Here is a 15,958-nt window from a genome sequence, read left to right as displayed (position 1 = left end):
AGCCCTAGCGGCCGGACTCGATCCAGTCCTTGACCCAGGCCGCCAGCTTGCCGCTGTTGTGCACCCAGGCGAAGTGCCCGAGCTTCGCCGCACCGGCCACCGCGCGGGAGTAGAAGTGGTGGGTGCGGGGAGCCTCGGGCGCTTTTCCCGCGAGGTGGTCGATCGCCGACTCCGGTGCGAGGTCGTCCTCGTCCACCGCCACGGTGAGCAGGGGCAGCTTCAGCTTCGCCACGGCGGCTTCGTAGTCCAGGTCGCTGCCGGCCAGCACGTACCGCCCGGTCCGGCTCTGCCGGGCCCAGTCGCGCATCAACCCGCTGGCCTGCCGTCCGCCGAAGCCGAACCGGTGCCCGGGCCAGTAGCCGAGCACTCGGGAGATCGCGGCGATCAGCGGTGGGCCGATCCGGGTTCGCAGCCGGGGCAGCCCGGAGAAGCTCCGGTACCACGCGGACCCGGCCGCCACCAGCGCGACTCCCTGCACTTCTTCCGGGTGGACGGCCGAGTAGAGGACGGCGAGCTGGCCGCCGAGGCTGTGCCCCAGCAGGTACTTCGGCGCACCGGGGAACTCCGAGTCGACGAGTTGGAGCACGGAGCCGATGTCGTCGAGCAGGGTCTGGTAGCTGTACCGCACCCGTCGGGAAGCCCGCGGCGCGCACTCCCCTTGACCGCGGAAGTCGAAGGTGACGACGTGCATTCCGAGCTGGTTCAGCTCGGCGACGAACGGCCGGTAGTAGCGCGCGGGAACCCCCATCGCCGGTAGCACGACGACGACCGGTGCGGCGGGGTCGGCGTGCTTGGCCGCACGTACCCGCAGCAAGTGCTCGCCAGCTGGTATCGCGCCGATCACCTGGCTGTCCGCGTCGTTCTCCACGCGGGCCAGATTAACGAAACCACCCAGTTCCAGGCCCGTGGACTAGAACACATCACCCGCGGTGATCGGCGCGATGCTCAACGCAATCGGCGCGGCCCCTCGTCCAGCACCGTGGGCGGCTGCCCGATGGTCACCCGCACGCCCGCCACGAACGCCCCCTCCGGGCACGCCAGCACCGGTTGCAGGGTCAGCTTGCGGACCTCCGGGATGTCCTCGGCCAGCGTCGCCACCCGCAGCACCAGGTCCTCCAGCGCGGCGAGATCCGCCGGTTCACTGCCCCGGTAACCGGTGAGCAGCGGCGCCGCTCGGGGCTCGCGTACCAGCACCGCGACATCCACATCGGACAGCGGCAGCGCGCGGTAGGCCTTGTCCCCCAGCAGTTCGCTGGCCACTCCGGCCAGCCCGAAGGAGACCAGGGTGCCGAAGGAGGGGTCGTCCACCAGCTCGATGACGCAGGAAGTGCCGCGCGGCGCCATCCGCTGCACGTAGACCGGGTCGATCCCGGAGACCTGCCGCACCGCCCGGTACGCCTCCCGGACCGACTCGGGACTGTTCAGGTCCAGCCGGACACCGACCAGATCGCTGCGGTGCCGCAGCCGGTCGCTCGTGGACTTCAACACCACCGGGAACCCCAGCTCCTTGGCCGCGGCGACCGCCGACTCCTCGTCCGAGGCCAAGCGGAAGTCGACGACGTCGATGCCGTAGCAGCCGAGCAGCTCCAGCGCCTGCTCGTCGCTCAGGTGGTGCACCCCGTCCGCCAACCACTGGCCGACCCGCTCCTGGGCCCGCTCCGGGGTGATGCCCGACGGTCGGACGAAATGCCCCTGCGGGGCAGCTCGCCACCTGGCGTACCGGTTGACCCTGGCCAAGGAGAGCACCGCCCGTTCCGGGCTCGGGTAGGACGGGACCGATCCCTTGCCGGGAACCCCGTCCGGCCCGGGAACGGCCAACTCGTCCGGCACCCCCTCGGCCGCCAGGAACGTGGAGACCACCGGCTTGGTACGAGCGACGTCCGCCTCCTGCAGGGCCTGCCGCAACGCCCGGGCATAAGCGGTCCCGGGAACCGCGACCGGCGGGGCGAAGACCGTCACCAACGCGTCCACGTCGTCCCGCAGGGCCGCTTCCCGAACCGCGGCGGCGAACTCCTCCGGGCCGGCGGAAGCGCCGACGTCGACAGGTTCGTGGGCCAACCGCAGCCCCTGCGCCTGGGCCACGTCCGCCGCCAGCATGCCCAGCGCCGACGAGTTGCCCACGATCGACACCCGGTCCCCCTGCGGCAGCGGCTGGTGCGCCAGCAGCAGAGCAGTGTCGAACATCTGGGCAACCGACTCGACCCGGATGACACCGGACTGCTCGAACAGCGTTTGCACGCTGGTCTCGTCGATCTGCGCGGAAGTGGCGGCGAGCCCCGGGCGAACGGCGTTGCGCCCGGACTTGACCACCACGATCGGTTTCGTCCGGGCGAGCCGCCGGGCCAGCCGAGCGAACTTGCGCGGATTGCCGAACGACTCCAAGTAGAGCAGCACCACATCGGTGGCCGGGTCGGTCTGCCAGTACTGCAGCAGGTCGTTGCCCGACAGGTCGGCCCGGTTGCCCGCCGACACGAAAGTGGACACCCCGAGGTTGCGCTCGGCGGCCGCGGCCAAGATCGCCACGCCCAGCGCCCCGGACTGGCAGAAGAAACCGGCCCTGCCCCGTCCTGGCAGCGTGGGCGCGAGACTGGCGTTGAGCCGGTAGTCGGGGTCGGTGTTGACCACCCCGAGCGCGTTCGGGCCGATCACCCGCATCCCGTGGGTGCGCGCCGCCCGCACCATCTCCCGCTCGATCGCGCGCCCCTCGGCACCGGTCTCGCTGAACCCCGAACTGACGATCACCAGGGCTTTGACCCCCTTGGCCAAACACGCGTCGAGCACTCCCGTGACGCCGGCGGCCGGGATGGCAACCACTGCCAGGTCGACCTCGTCCGGGATGTCCAGCACGGAGGGGTAGGCGCGGACCCCGTGCACCGAGCGGTGCTCCGGGTTGACCGGGTAGACCGGCCCGGCGAAGTCCGCGGCCAGCAGGTTCGCCAGCACGGCGTGCCCGATCTTGGAGGGGTCGGCGGAAGCACCGATGACCGCCACCGACCGGGGGTGCAGGACGTTGTGCACGCTGCGGGCCTCGGCCGCCTGTTCCCGGGCGCGGGCCACCGCCACCGACTTCTCCGTCAGGTCGATGTCGAACTCCAAGTGCACCACGCCCTCTTCGAAAGCGCGGCTCACTTGGTAGCCGGCGTCCCGGAACACGCGGACCATCGTCGCGTTCTCGGCGAGCACCTCGGCGACGAACCGCCGCAGCCCTCGCTCCCGCGCAGCGGCGGCGAGGTGTTCCAGCAGGATGGAACCCAGCCCCCGGCCCTGGTGGTCGTCCTGCACCACGAAGGCCACTTCGGCCGACGACTGCTCGCCCAACCGGTCGTACCGACCAACGGCCACGATGTCGTCGCCCAGCAGCGCGACCAGTGCGACCCGGTTCACGTAGTCGACGTGCGTGAACCGCTCCACGTCCCGCTTGGGCATCCGCGGGTAGGGACCGAAGTACCGGAAGTACCGGGTGCGGTCGCTCAACCGCCCGTGGAAGGCGACTATCCGGTCGGCATCGTCAGGGGGGATGGGTCTGATGTGCACGGTGCCGCCGTCGGAGAGCACGACGTCGGCTTCCCACTGCCGGGGATAGGTTCCGGCGGTCAGCTCTTCTTCCTGGTTCTCCACACTTCCGTCCATACCGGACTCCCTTAATCCCTCGCGTCCGCAGGATCGAGGCCGTACGACGGAAAGACCGCGTGCCGCACATCTCGAACTCCAGTGTCCACCGGGGTTTCGGTGACCCCATCCCATGGGGTGAACGAAGGCTGGACCCCGTCGGTCATCGCAGTCGGCAGCGGCACGTTGTGCCCGGCGTGCACAGCTCGCGCGATCCAGTCCTCCGGGATGGTGGTCTGCGGATCCAGATCGCGGTCCAGTGTGGTCGCCAGCAAGTGCGTCCAGGCCCGCGGCACCACCCGGAACAGCGAGTCCCCCCCGCCGCCCAGTGCGAGCCACTTGCCCGCCGCGTAGTTCTGGGCGCACTCCCGCAAGGCCTGGTAGCAGGCCCGCTGCCCGTCGACGGAAAGCATCAGGTCCGCCAGCGGATCGTCCTTGTGAGCGTCGGCTCCGCACTGCGTCACCAGCACCTGCGGCCGGAACTCGGCCAGCACCGAAGGCACCACCGCGTGGAAGGCCCGCAGCCAACTCGAATCGTCAGCGGTCGGCGGCAGCGGGATGTTCACCGCGGTCCCCTCCGCACCCCCGCTGCCGGTTTCCGCGGGAAACCCGGTGTGCGGCCACAACGTCAGCGGGTGCTGGTGCAGTGAGACGGTGAGCACTCGTGGGTCGTCGTAGAAAGCCGCTTGGACACCGTCGCCGTGGTGCACGTCCACGTCGACGTAGGCGATCCGCTCCACCCCCTGGTCGAGCATCCAGGCGATGGCGACCGCGCAGTCGTTGTAGATGCAGAACCCGGCTGCGTGGTCCGACATCGCGTGGTGCAGGCCACCGGCCAAGTGCACCGCTCGATCGGCCCTGCCGGAGACGATCTGCTCCGCTGCCGTGATCGATCCGCCGGCGATCAGGGCGGCCGCGTCGTGCATCTGCTCGAAGATGGGGTTGTCATCGGTGCCGAGCCCGTGCCCGGCCTCCCACCCGGTCAACGGGGCAGAGCGCACCGCGGCGAGGTATTCCGAGGTGTGCACCCGGCCCAACTCCGCATCGGTGGCCATCCGGGGTTTGACGAACTCGACGCCGTCCAGCACACCGAGTGCGCTGGCCAGCTCGATCGTCAGCTCCAGCCGAATGGGGTGCAGCGGATGCTCGCCACCGAGGTCGTAGTCGAGGAGCGACCGGTCCCACACCACCGCGCATTCCGAACCCATACTCGGACGCTACCGCCCCGGTGCGCCTGCACACAGCCTTCGCGGCGAAAAATTGATCGTGCCTCAGCCGGGTTGAGAACCGGTCGCCGCCGGCCGGTCCGGGTCGGACGACCAGTTCGACCACGACCCCGGGTAGAGGGCGGCCGGCCGGTCCGGGCTGGTGAGTCCGGCGTGTTCCAGCGCGAGCAGCACCGAGCACGCGTTGATGCCGGAGCCGCAGTAGGCGGCCACCGGCCGCTGCGGATCGACCCCCGCGCGGCGGAAGTGCTCGGCCAGCTCCCCCGGACTGCGCCACGTGCCCGTTCGGGTGACATGGCTGGTGAACGGGGTGTTGATCGCGCCGGGGATGTGCCCGGCCCTGGGGTCCACCGGTTCGACGTCACCCCGGTACCGCTCCGGCACCCGCGCGTCCAGCAGCGTTCCCGCCCGGGCGACCCGCGCCGCCCCGTCGGCGTCCACCACCGGCATCGAGCCCGGGCGGACCTGGAAATCCCCCGGAGCGGGAGTCGGCACCTCGGTGGTCACCGGGTGACCGCGCTCCACCCAAGCGGCGTAACCGCCGTCGAGCACGGCCACCTCTTCGTGCCCCGCCCAGCGCAGCAACCACCAGGCCCGGGCCGCGGCAGCCCCGTTGTCCGCGTCGTACACCACAACCGGACGGCTGCGGCTCACCCCGGCGCGCTGGAGAACCCGCTCCAGGTCCGCCGGCGCCGGCAGCGGGTGCCGCCCCTCCGGCCCCGGCGGAGCGGCCAGTTCGGTGTCGAGGTCGACGAAAACAGCACCGGGCAAGTGCCCCTGGTCATAGGCTTCCCGGCCCGGCGGACCGAGCAGCGACCACCGCGCATCCAAAATGCTCGGGTCTTGCCCTCGCTCGAGCAGGTTCATGAGATCATCGGTACTGATCAAAGGGTCCATAACAGCCTTCCTCCGGCCCGGCGACGGGATCCGCCGGAATCCTGCGATGCAAAACCAGCCGCTGACCACTGTCGCTCGGTGGGACTAGCATCGAGGTTGGGGATGAATGGGGAGCCGACGTGAATGATCTCATCGACACCACCGAGATGTATCTTCGAACGATCTACGACCTCGAAGAGGAAGGGATCGTTCCGCTCCGGGCACGGATCGCTGAGCGTCTAGAGCAGAGTGGCCCCACGGTGAGCCAAACAGTAGCTCGGATGGAGCGCGATGGCCTGCTCACCATCGCCGAAGACCGCCATCTGGAGCTCACCCCGGCTGGCCGGGCCCGCGCGATCAGCGTGATGCGCAAGCACCGCCTCGCCGAACGCCTGCTGGTCGATGTCATCGGCCTCGAATGGGAGCACGTGCACAACGAGGCTTGCCGCTGGGAACACGTGATGAGCGAAGCCGTCGAGCGCAAGCTCATCAAGCTGCTCGGCGCTCCGACCACATCGCCCTACGGCAACCCGATTCCCGGCCTGGAAGAACTGGGGATCGACCACGTGGAACTGCCCACCGACGAAGGACTGCGGCGCGTTGACGAGATCGCCCGCAACGGCGGGGGACGTGGGGAAATCCGCCGCATCGCCGAACACGTGCAGCTCGACCCCAAGCTGATGACCGAGCTCAAGGAGGTCGGCGTGCTGCCCGACAAAGAGGTGGACATCACGTCCGTCGTGGGGGCGAACAAGCCGGTGGAGATCCGCGGGGAGAACGGATCCACCGAACTGCCGCCCAGCATTGCCCACGCGATCATGGTGTGCACGAAGTGAACCCAGCAGACCGCGCAGCAGAACTGTTCACCGAACGCCATGGCGGGCCGCCGCAATCGGTGTGGTCAGCACCTGGCCGGGTCAACTTGATCGGTGAGCACACCGACTACAACGACGGGTTCGTCCTGCCCTTCGCGCTTCCGCACCGCACAGCGGTGGCGGTCCGGCCGCGAACCGACGGCCAGTTGTCCGTCGCCACGTTCAGCACCGAAGGACAACTGCACCAGAGCGAGCCGCTGGCCGTCAGCGAGCTCCGCCCGGGGACCGTCACCGGTTGGGCCGCCTACCCAGCCGGTGTGGCCTGGGCCCTGGCGGAAGCGGGGTTCACCCTCCCCGGAGCTGATCTCGTCATCGTCGGCACCGTCCCCACCGGAGCTGGCCTGTCTTCCTCGCACGCCCTGGAGTGCGCGGTGATCCTCGCCCTGCTGGACGCCGCAGGCCACCCCTCGGGGAGCCCAGGAGCTCCTTCTCGAGAGGAACTGGCCCGCCTGGTGCAGCAGTCGGAGAACACCTTCGTCGGCGCCCCGACCGGCCTGCTGGATCAGACCGCTTCGTTGAACTGCACCGCCGACCACGTGCTCTTCCACGACGTTCGCAGCGGCGAGTCGGAGCAGATCCCGTTCGATCCCCGCAGTACTGGGCTCGAAGTGCTGGTGATCGACACCCGTGCCAAGCACTCGCACAGCGAATCCGGGTACGGGGACCGCCGGAGCGGCTGCGAGCAGGCGGCGGAGCAGCTGGGGCTCACCTCTCTTCGGGACCTCAGCACAACCGAACTGGACATCGTGCTGCCCAAGCTGCCCGAGGAGCTCCGGCCCCTGGTGCGCCACGTGATCACCGAGAACCAGCGCGTGCTGGACACGGTCGCCGTGCTGCGCGAGGGGAAGTACGCCGACATCGGCTCCTACCTCACCCAGAGCCACATCAGTCTCCGGGACGACTACCGCGTGTCCTGCACCGAGCTGGACGTGGCCGTGGACAGCGCCTTGGAGGCCGGTGCGCTCGGCGCCCGGATGACCGGCGGCGGGTTCGGCGGGTCCGCCATCGCTCTGATCCCCACAGCTCAGCGAGAACACGTCGAACAGCAGGTGTTCGAGGCGTTCCGCCGACGCGGCTTGACCCAGCCGCGACTGTTCACCGCGGTACCGTCGCCGGGCGCGGGGCAGGACCGGTGAGCCCCGGCACGCGTTCACCTCTGGCCAGCCAAAGCAAGTTCCCACGAAAGGTAGTACCCAGGTGAAGCTTCTCGTCACGGGCGGTGCAGGATACATCGGCAGCGTGTGCGCGGCCCGCCTGCTGGAAGCCGGGCACGAAGTCGTGGTGGTGGACGACCTGTCCACCGGGCATGCCGATGCGGTCCCGAGCGGCTGCGAATTCATCCAGGGAGACATCGCCGAAGTGGCGAGCAGCGTGCTCTCCCGCCCCTTCGACGGAGTCCTGCACTTCGCCGCCAAGTCACTGGTCGGCGAATCCATGCAAGACCCGCACAAGTACTGGCAAGGCAATGTCGTGACCTCCCTGCGACTGCTGGAGGCGATGCGGGAGCACGGCATCAACAAATTGGTCTTCTCCTCCACCGCGGCCACCTACGGCGAGCCGGACGTGGTTCCGATCCCGGAGGACAGCCCCACCCAGCCGACCAACACCTACGGTGCCACCAAACTGGCGATCGACCACGCGATCAGCTCGTACGCGCAAGCGCACGGCCTGGCCGCGGTGAGCCTGCGGTACTTCAACGTCGCTGGTGCGCACGGCGCGTTCGGTGAGCGGCACACGGTGGAAACGCACCTGATCCCGATCGTCCTGCAGGTTGCCCTGGGCCAACGCGAGCAGGTGCAGATCTACGGCGATGACTGGCCCACTGAGGACGGCACCTGCGTCCGGGACTACATCCACGTGACCGACCTCGCCGACGCCCACTTGCTCGCTCTGCAGCACGCGACCCCCGGGAAGCACAAGATCTACAACCTCGGCAACGGCACCGGGTTCTCGGTGAAGCAGGTGATCGACACCTGCCGAAAGGTGACCGGGCACCCGATCCCCACCCAAGTCGCTCCGCGCCGCGCCGGGGACCCCGCGACCCTGGTCGCTTCCAGTCAGCGCGCCCAGGACGAGCTCGGATGGCAACCGAAGTTCGCCGACTTGGAGAAGATCGTGCAGGACGCCTGGGATTTCACCCGCTCCCGCGCGGAATCCTGAGCACCACTCCCCAGGAGGGCGTCAGGCGCCGCCCTCCGCCAGCAGCGCGCGGGCATCCTCTGCTGCATCCCGGGCCACCGCCGCCAGCTCCGTTGGAGTGATGCCGCTGTCCAGGGCTCGCCGCAGCAGGGTGCCCAGCCGGTGCTCCGGGCGGGTCTGCTCGATCCGTTCCAGCGCGACGCTCGCCAACGCGCCTTCACCCCGCAGGTAGGCGGCGAAAGCGAGGAGCGCGGCAACATCGGCGAATTCCGGTTCCGGTGCTTTGCGCACCAAGGTCAGCCACAGCTGCTCGGCAGCCGGGGCGAGTTCACCGAGCGAAGCGCTCAGCGCGATGTCCCGCACCCGGCTGTCCGAAACCGCCAACAGCACCTGCAACAGGTCCTCTTCGGTGAGCGGTTTTCCTTCCGCGGTGCGGCGTATTGCCGCGAACACGGTCTGCAGATCGCGCCGGGCCTGTTCCGGACCGTCCTGCCGTTCTTCCACCAGCGCGTCCAGCTTCGCCGAACGCAACGTCAGTTCTCCAGCAGGTTCGGGCGCTATCAGCTCGCGCAGTTCTTCCCGGTTCCGGAAGGTGACCACACCGGCCGCGGTCATCGCTGCGGCGACCGCTGACGAGCTCGGATCCGGGAGGATCCCGCCGCACCCCGGTGCGTCATAGCACTTCCACTCCGCACCGGCCTGGATCTCCGGTGCCCACAAGGCGTGGACGGTGGTCACTCCGGCTTCGTCGAAAACCTCCCGCAGCACTGCGGCGAGAGCCTCGTGCGGCAGTCCCGTGGGGCTGGTCTCGGGCGAATCGAGCGGAGCGCAGCACTCGTCGTCGCAATCGCACGCCCGCTGTTGACCGACAACGGCGGTGAACACCGCTTCGGCCCGCTGGCGTTTGAGCGGACCGGACAGCAGGTACTCGGCAACCAGCCGCTCTTTGGACCGGCAGGGCAAGTCCACCCGCAGAGTCGTGCCGAAGCGCGGCACGGAGTCCAGGTCGTGGATGGTGATCACGACCAGCGAATGTTCCGGGTGGAAACCGAGCATGTGCGGAATGGCGGCCAGCACATCAGCCGGATCTTCCAAGGAAATGACCGTGTTGAGCCGTGGCGTCATGCCTCAACGATCGCCAGCGGACGTGCTGCGCCGGCAGCCGCGAATTCGACCGCCGTGGACAAACAACCGCGCTGTGGACAACTCGCAGCGCGGACTGCTGTCCACAGCGGACAAGAGCCAGTGCTCCCGAGCACCACCGACGTGCGAGGGCCGGGAAGCGACAACGCTCGACGAGCAGAGCACGGGAGGCACCCCGGCCAGCACCTCCCGCGCCACTCCTCGAACTACGGGGACACCACCGGCAGCCGGAAGTGGGTGCGCTCGAGGTCCAGCTGCAGACCGGTGCCCGGTGATGGCCGCAGGGTGAAGTCGTGATCGCTGGACAGCACGACGACGCCCACCTGGTGCCCGGGCGCGAAGACGTAGTCGTCGGGCTGCATCGACACGTCGATCAAGTACTGCTCACCGGGCTCGATCGGGGACGTCCGGTCGATGGCGTGCCGATTCTGCGGATCCGTCCATCCCCGGGTGACGATCGACGTCGTCCCGTCGGGAGCCCGATCCACCAGCAGAGCCGTGACGTTGGCCGCGGGCCGGTCGAAGGTCAGCGCGAGTCGCGCCTCAACGGTGCCGCTGACCCTCATCGGATCGGCCAGCGGACCGGTGAAGTACGCCAGCCGGTTCGCCGACTCCGGCGCGGCGACGAGCTCCTCGGCCCGCACGGTCGCGTCGTCGGTGAACTCCTCGACCACGTTCGGCGCAGCAGCGATGCTGGTCAGCCCGCCTCGCTGATTTCCACCCGGAAGGGGGTACAGCTTCTGCTCCCGCACCCCGGGCGCCGGCCACTCCCGCTCTTGCACCCAGGTGCCGTCCTCCCGCTGGATGGTGGCTCGCGGTTCTCCCTCGACCCCGTTGGGCACGCCGTAGAGGTAGCGCGTGAACCAGCGGTTCAGCTCCCGCAGCCACTCCTGCTCGCGAACGCGGAGCGGGTCCGTGTGCCCCTGCTGGTGCCACCAGATCTTGTGCGGCACCCCGTTGGCCTTGAGCTTCTCGTACCACTGCGCGACGTGCTTGGTCTTCACGTTCCAGTCGTTCAGGCCGTGCACGGCCAGCACCGCTGCCCGGACCTCGTCGGCGTCCTCGAGGTAGTTCCGCTCGTGCCAGAAGGAGTTGTAATCACCGGTGACCCTGTCCTGCTCGGCAGCCAGCTGGTCGATCACCTCGCGGCACACTTCCCGATCGGCGCGGGTGTAGACGTACTCGGCGAGCACATCGGTGTCCTCACCCTGGTAACCACCGGGGGCGACCACCGCACCGTCGGCCCGGTAGTAGTCGTACCAGCTGGAAATGGCGCCGATCGGCACGATCGCCTCCAGCCCGGGCACTCCGGTGGTGGCCACCGCGTTCGGCAAGGTCCCGTTGTAGGAGACCCCCATCATCCCGACCTTGCCCGTCGCCCAGTCGGCGCGCACCGGTTTGCCCGCTCCGTCCCGCCCGGGCGCGCGCGAATTGAGCCAGTCCACCACCGCCTTCGCGCCCAGCGTTTCGTTCTTGCCGCCGCTCGTCGGGCAACCGGTGGACTGACCGGTGCCCAGCGATTCGGCGTAAACGACCGCGTATCCCCGGGCCAACAGGTATTCCTCGTAGTCCCAGGTGATTTCCGCGGTCAGCGCGGCCCGACCGCTCGCAGCCGCGCGCCCGCTGCTGCGCGCCCCAGCGGTATCCGGCACGTACAACTCGGTGTCGACGTTGTGGTTCTGCACCTCGTTGCCACCGGAGAAGTACGGGCTGACCTGGTACACGACTGGGACCCGCAGCCCCCGCTCGGTCTCCTTCGGACGGACTACCTGGACGTGCACCTCGTCCGGCCGACCGTCGCGGTCGCTGTCCACCGGGGCGGTGACGAACAGGTCTTCCCGGACGACTTGCTCCGGATCGAAAACCGGCTGCGCTTCGCCATCTTCGAACACCGGTTGCTGAGGTGGTTGCGCGGTGGCCGGAAGCGCGCTGGCCGGCAGCACCAACGCAGCAGCCAGCAGACCCATACGAAAGCGCCGCATGCAGGCTCCCGTGAAGCAGAACGGACGGACACCAGCACTTTCACGGCAGCGTGCGGCGAAGTCAATTGTTTTCCCGGCGGGTTTACGCCAATCGCATTGCCAGCGCGCGATCACCCCGCGAATGTGCTAAACCGCCCATCCCGGTGGAGCTGGAGCGGGGTGGGTCAGCGCGAGGTGCCCTGGCTGGGCGAATCCGCGTTTCCCAACTCGCCTGCCGGGCGCTCGGTTCGCCGAAGAGCTGGAGCACGCCCCAGGAAACCTCCGAGAACAGAGGTGGCGGGCGCCCCGGTGCTGGGACGCCCGCCACGGATCACCGCAACCGGTGAACGTCAGCTGCAGCCGGAGGTGGAGCCGCAGCCCTCGCAGACGTAGCAGGAGCCGGACGGCCTCATCTTGGTGCCGCAGGTCATGCACAGCGGCGCGTCCGCGGCCTTGCCCAGTCGCAGCTCCAGCAGCTCGGTGGAGCTGTGCGCCTCCTGCGGAGCCTCCTTGGCCCCGGTCTCCGACGTCGAACGGTCCACGGTGGAGCGGATCGTGTCCAGGTCGGCGTCGCCCTGAACATCGGCCGGCGACTCACCGTTCACCTGAGCGGCCCGCTCCTCAGCGGTGAAGATGCCGAGCTGGGCGCGCTTCTCGTACGGCAGGTAGTCCAGCGCCAACCGGCGGAACAGGTAGTCCACCACGCTGGTCGCCATCCGGATGTCCGGGTCGTCGGTCATCCCGGCCGGCTCGAACCGCAGGTTCTGGAACTTCGAGACGTAGAACTCCAGCGGAATGCCGTACTGCAGACCCACCGAGATCGACATCGAGAAGGCGTCCATCACACCGGCCAGGGTCGAACCCTGCTTACCGAGCTTGACGAAGATCTCGCCCAGCCCGTCGTCCGGGTAGGACCCGGCGTGCAGGTAACCCTCGGCACCGCCGACGGTGAACGAGATCGTCTGGCTCGGCCGCTTCTTCGGCAACCGGCGGCGAACCGGACGGTACTCGATCTGCTTCTCGACTTCCTTTTCCTTCTTGTCGCCCTTGCCGGCGGACAGCGGCTGGCCGACCTTGCAGTTGTCCCGGTAGATGGCGAGCGCCTTCAGGCCGAGCTTCCAGCCCTCCATGTACAGCTGCTCGACGTCCTCGACGGTGGCCGACTCCGGCATGTTCACCGTCTTGGAGATCGCGCCGGACAGGAACGGCTGCACCGCGGCCATCATCCGCACGTGACCCATCGGGGCGATGGCCCGCTCGCCCATGGCGCAGTCGAAGACGTCGTAGTGCTCGCGCCGCAGCCCCGGAGCGTCGATCACGTGACCGTGCTCGGAGATGTAGTCGACGATGGCTTCGATCTGCTCCTGCTGGTACCCCAGCGCCTTCAGCGCCCGCGGCACGGTCTGGTTGACGATCTGCATCGAACCGCCGCCGACCAGCTTCTTGAACTTCACCAGGGCCAGGTCCGGCTCGATGCCCGTGGTGTCGCAGTCCATCATCAGGCCGATCGTGCCGGTCGGGGCCAGCACGGAGGCCTGCGAGTTGCGGTACCCGTGCTCCTCACCCAGCTCCAGGGCTTCCTGCCACATCCGGGTGGCCAACTTGTGCACCGCGGAGTCGTTGGTGTGGTAGGTGCGCACCAGGTCGTTCGCCGCCGAGTGCTTGCGGATCACCCGCTTGTGCGCTTCGGCGTTGCGCGCGTAGCCCTCGTACGGGCCGACCACGCCGGCCATTTCGGCCGAACGCTTGTAGGCGGTGGCGGTCATCAGCGAAGTGACCGCGGCCGCCAGCGCCCGTCCGCTGTCGGAGTCGTACGCGTGCCCGGTGGCCATCAGCAGGGCGCCGAGGTTGGCGTAGCCGATGCCCAGCTGGCGGAACTTGCGCGTGGTGTCCCCGATCGCTTCCGTCGGGAAGTCCGCGAAGCAGATCGAGATGTCCATCGCGGTGATGACCAGCTCGACCGTCTTGGCGAAGCGCTCCGCGTCGAAGGTGAGGTCCTCGCGCAGGAACTTCAGCAGGTTCAGCGACGCGAGGTTGCAGCTGGAGTTGTCCAGGTGCATGTACTCGGAGCACGGGTTGGAAGCGGTGATCCGCCCGGACTCCGGAGCGGTGTGCCAGTCGTTGATCGTGTCGTCGTACTGGATGCCCGGGTCAGCGCACTCCCACGCGGCCCGCGCCATCTTCCGGAACAGGTCGCGCGCCCGAACGGTCTCGATCACTTCCCCGGTGGTGCGGGCGCGCAGGCCGAACTCGGTGTCGTTCTCCACCGCCCGCATGAACTCGTCCGACACCCGGACCGAGTTGTTGGCGTTCTGGTACTGCACCGACCAGGAGTCCGCGCCACCCAGGTCCATGTCGAAGCCGGCGTCCCGGAGCGCGCGGATCTTGTGCTCCTCGCGCGCCTTGCACTCGATGAACTCCTCGACGTCCGGGTGGTCGATGTCGAGCACGACCATCTTCGCCGCGCGCCGGGTGGCACCGCCCGACTTGATCGTGCCCGCCGAGGCATCGGCACCGCGCATGAAGGAAACCGGGCCGGACGCCGTGCCTCCCGAGGACAGCAGCTCCTTGGACGAGCGGATGCGGGAGAGGTTCAGGCCGGCACCGGAACCGCCCTTGAAGATCAGGCCCTCTTCCTTGTACCAGTCGAGGATCGACTCCATCGTGTCGTCGACCGACAGGATGAAGCACGCCGAGACCTGCTGCTTGGACTTCGTGCCGACGTTGAACCAGACCGGCGAGTTGAAGCTGAACACCTGGTGCAGCAGCATCCAGGTCAGCTCGTGCTCGAAGATCTCGGCGTCCTTCTCGGTGGCGAAGTAGCCGTGCTCCTCACCGGCCTTGCGATACGTCTTGACGACACGGTCGATCAACTGCCGCAAGCTGTTCTCCCGCTCGTCGCTGCCCACCGCGCCGCGGAAGTACTTGCTGGTGACGATGTTGACGGCGTTCATCGACCAGAAGTCGGGGAACTCAACGCCGCGCTGCTCGAAGTTGACCGAACCGTCCCGCCAGTTGGTCATCACCACATCTCGGCGCTCCCACTTGACCTCGTCGTAGGGATGCACCCCCTCGGTGGTGTAGACGCGTTGCACCCGGATGCCCCTCTTGGTGCGGGCACCAATTCCCGGCTCCCCCGATGCGCCGGCCGGGCTACCGACGGTCTCTGTCATGACGTGACCCTCTTCCTTACTGCTCGCTCGTCGTGCGTTTCCCCCGTCCGGTCTCCCCGTCCGGTTCGGTCGCGTCTCTTCTCCCGGCGTCGTCCGCTTCCCGGACCCACGCCGATGCCTCTGCGTGGTCCCACGCCGGGCGGCCCGCCGACGTGGCTTACCCATCACTGCTCTCCATTCGTCTCTTCTTCAGCTGCCGGGGACTGCTGGCGCGCGGCTCGCAGCTCAGCGATCTCCTTCTCGAAGTCCTCGACCGACGAATAGGCCCGGTACACGCTGGCGAAGCGCAGGTACGCGACCTCGTCCAGCTCGCGCAGCGGTCCCAGGATGGCCAACCCGATCTCGTGGCTCGGCAGTTCTGCCGCACCTCGCGACCGGACCTCTTCCTCCACTTGATGAGCCAGCTGCTGGAGCGCGTCTTCCTCGACCGGCCTCCCCTGGCAGGCTCGACGAACACCGCGCACCACCTTTTCGCGGCTGAAGGGCTCGGTGACGCCGGACCGCTTCACCACGGACAGCACCAGTTCCTCGATCGTGGTAAACCGCCGTCCGCACGAAGAGCACGACCTTCTGCGGCGGATGGCCTGGCCGCTCTCCACCTCACGGGAGTCGACCACCCTGGAGTCCGCTGCTCTGCAGAACGGGCATCGCACCGGCATTCACCCCCTTCAGCAGGTCAGCGCGCAGCGCTCGCGCCCAAACGATCGAACACCCTACAAGCCCAACCTGTGGACGAAATACGCGGGTGTAACTACTAGATGTTGTGGTGACTCTAGCTCTAGACCTACCCCACCACAAAGTCGACACACCCATCGGGCAGGCCTTGCTCAACCTGCTGAAAGAGCCCCACCGCCCCGTTCTCGATCACGGCGAGAAGCCTTCTGAGCACGGTGCGCGCTCAAATCTCCTGGAGATCCTCATCACTCAGCACGCCGATCTCCACGGCCGGCGACGCC

The 15,958-nt window shown here is 68.4% G+C and carries 11 protein-coding genes; 3 read left to right on the top strand and 8 right to left on the bottom strand.

Annotation, left to right across the window (positions count from 1 at the left end; all coding sequences use genetic code 11):
* Positions 1–4 precede the first annotated feature (4 nt).
* The 4 genes from SREC43747_RS0102775 to SREC43747_RS0102760 all read right to left on the bottom strand — a co-directional run bounded on the left by SREC43747_RS0102775 (position 5) and on the right by SREC43747_RS0102760 (position 5,732).
* The gene (locus SREC43747_RS0102775) at positions 5–868 is read right to left on the bottom strand and encodes an alpha/beta hydrolase family protein (RefSeq protein ID WP_029719634.1); all 864 of its coding nucleotides are present in this window, start codon (positions 866–868) and stop codon (positions 5–7) included.
* A 77-nt stretch (positions 869–945) separates the two neighbouring features.
* The gene (locus SREC43747_RS0102770; protein WP_051387612.1) at positions 946–3,630 is read right to left on the bottom strand and encodes a bifunctional acetate--CoA ligase family protein/GNAT family N-acetyltransferase; all 2,685 of its coding nucleotides are present in this window, start codon (positions 3,628–3,630) and stop codon (positions 946–948) included.
* 11 nt (positions 3,631–3,641) lie between these two features.
* Positions 3,642–4,817, bottom strand: coding sequence for an acetoin utilization protein AcuC (locus SREC43747_RS0102765; protein WP_029719632.1), 1,176 nt, complete (start codon positions 4,815–4,817; stop codon positions 3,642–3,644).
* A gap of 63 nt (positions 4,818–4,880) precedes the next feature.
* Positions 4,881–5,732 (bottom strand): sulfurtransferase, encoded by an 852-nt coding sequence (locus SREC43747_RS0102760; RefSeq protein WP_029719631.1) that lies wholly within the window; start codon positions 5,730–5,732, stop codon positions 4,881–4,883.
* A gap of 119 nt (positions 5,733–5,851) precedes the next feature.
* Here SREC43747_RS0102760 and SREC43747_RS0102755 point away from each other — a divergent pair, with 119 nt between their 5' ends.
* From SREC43747_RS0102755 to galE, 3 genes are all read left to right on the top strand, one after another.
* Positions 5,852–6,547, top strand: a complete 696-nt coding sequence (locus SREC43747_RS0102755) for an iron-dependent transcriptional repressor DtxR (RefSeq protein WP_029719630.1) — start codon at positions 5,852–5,854, stop codon at positions 6,545–6,547.
* Positions 6,544–7,722 (top strand): galactokinase, encoded by a 1,179-nt coding sequence (gene galK / locus SREC43747_RS0102750; RefSeq protein ID WP_029719629.1) that lies wholly within the window; start codon positions 6,544–6,546, stop codon positions 7,720–7,722. Before SREC43747_RS0102755 ends, galK begins: the two co-directional genes overlap by 4 nt.
* A gap of 61 nt (positions 7,723–7,783) precedes the next feature.
* Positions 7,784–8,746 (top strand): UDP-glucose 4-epimerase GalE, encoded by a 963-nt coding sequence (gene galE / locus SREC43747_RS0102745; RefSeq protein ID WP_029719628.1) that lies wholly within the window; start codon positions 7,784–7,786, stop codon positions 8,744–8,746.
* Positions 8,747–8,767: 21 nt separating this feature from the next.
* Here galE and SREC43747_RS0102740 read toward each other — a convergent pair whose 3' ends face one another.
* The 4 genes from SREC43747_RS0102740 to nrdR all read right to left on the bottom strand — a co-directional run bounded on the left by SREC43747_RS0102740 (position 8,768) and on the right by nrdR (position 15,655).
* A complete protein-coding gene (locus tag SREC43747_RS0102740) occupies positions 8,768–9,850 on the bottom strand; it encodes a DUF4192 domain-containing protein (protein WP_029719627.1) in 1,083 nt (360 codons plus the stop codon).
* Positions 9,851–10,074: 224 nt separating this feature from the next.
* Positions 10,075–11,850, bottom strand: a complete 1,776-nt coding sequence (locus tag SREC43747_RS0102735) for a Xaa-Pro dipeptidyl-peptidase (RefSeq protein WP_029719626.1) — start codon at positions 11,848–11,850, stop codon at positions 10,075–10,077.
* 329 nt (positions 11,851–12,179) lie between these two features.
* Positions 12,180–15,002, bottom strand: coding sequence for a vitamin B12-dependent ribonucleotide reductase (locus SREC43747_RS0102730; RefSeq protein ID WP_029719625.1), 2,823 nt, complete (start codon positions 15,000–15,002; stop codon positions 12,180–12,182).
* 164 nt (positions 15,003–15,166) lie between these two features.
* Positions 15,167–15,655, bottom strand: coding sequence for a transcriptional regulator NrdR (nrdR, locus tag SREC43747_RS0102725; protein WP_037331230.1), 489 nt, complete (start codon positions 15,653–15,655; stop codon positions 15,167–15,169).
* Between the last annotated feature and the right edge of the window lie 303 nt (positions 15,656–15,958).

The organism is Saccharopolyspora rectivirgula DSM 43747, from assembly GCF_000497205.1.
In the GTDB taxonomy this organism is placed as follows: Bacteria; Actinomycetota; Actinomycetes; order Mycobacteriales; family Pseudonocardiaceae; genus Saccharopolyspora; species Saccharopolyspora rectivirgula.
The sequence above is the reverse complement of the archived record's forward strand: the minus strand, read 5'-3'. Positions and strand labels throughout refer to the sequence as shown.

Coding starts and splice junctions, on each gene's coding strand:
- SREC43747_RS0102770 (WP_051387612.1), bottom strand. CDS start 3,630: ATGGACGGAAGTGTGGAGAACCAGGAAGAAGAGCTGACCGCCGGAACC.
- SREC43747_RS0102765 (WP_029719632.1), bottom strand. CDS start 4,817: ATGGGTTCGGAATGCGCGGTGGTGTGGGACCGGTCGCTCCTCGACTAC.
- SREC43747_RS0102760 (WP_029719631.1), bottom strand. CDS start 5,732: ATGGACCCTTTGATCAGTACCGATGATCTCATGAACCTGCTCGAGCGA.
- SREC43747_RS0102740 (WP_029719627.1), bottom strand. CDS start 9,850: ATGACGCCACGGCTCAACACGGTCATTTCCTTGGAAGATCCGGCTGAT.
- SREC43747_RS0102735 (WP_029719626.1), bottom strand. CDS start 11,850: ATGCGGCGCTTTCGTATGGGTCTGCTGGCTGCTGCGTTGGTGCTGCCG.
- SREC43747_RS0102730 (WP_029719625.1), bottom strand. CDS start 15,002: ATGACAGAGACCGTCGGTAGCCCGGCCGGCGCATCGGGGGAGCCGGGA.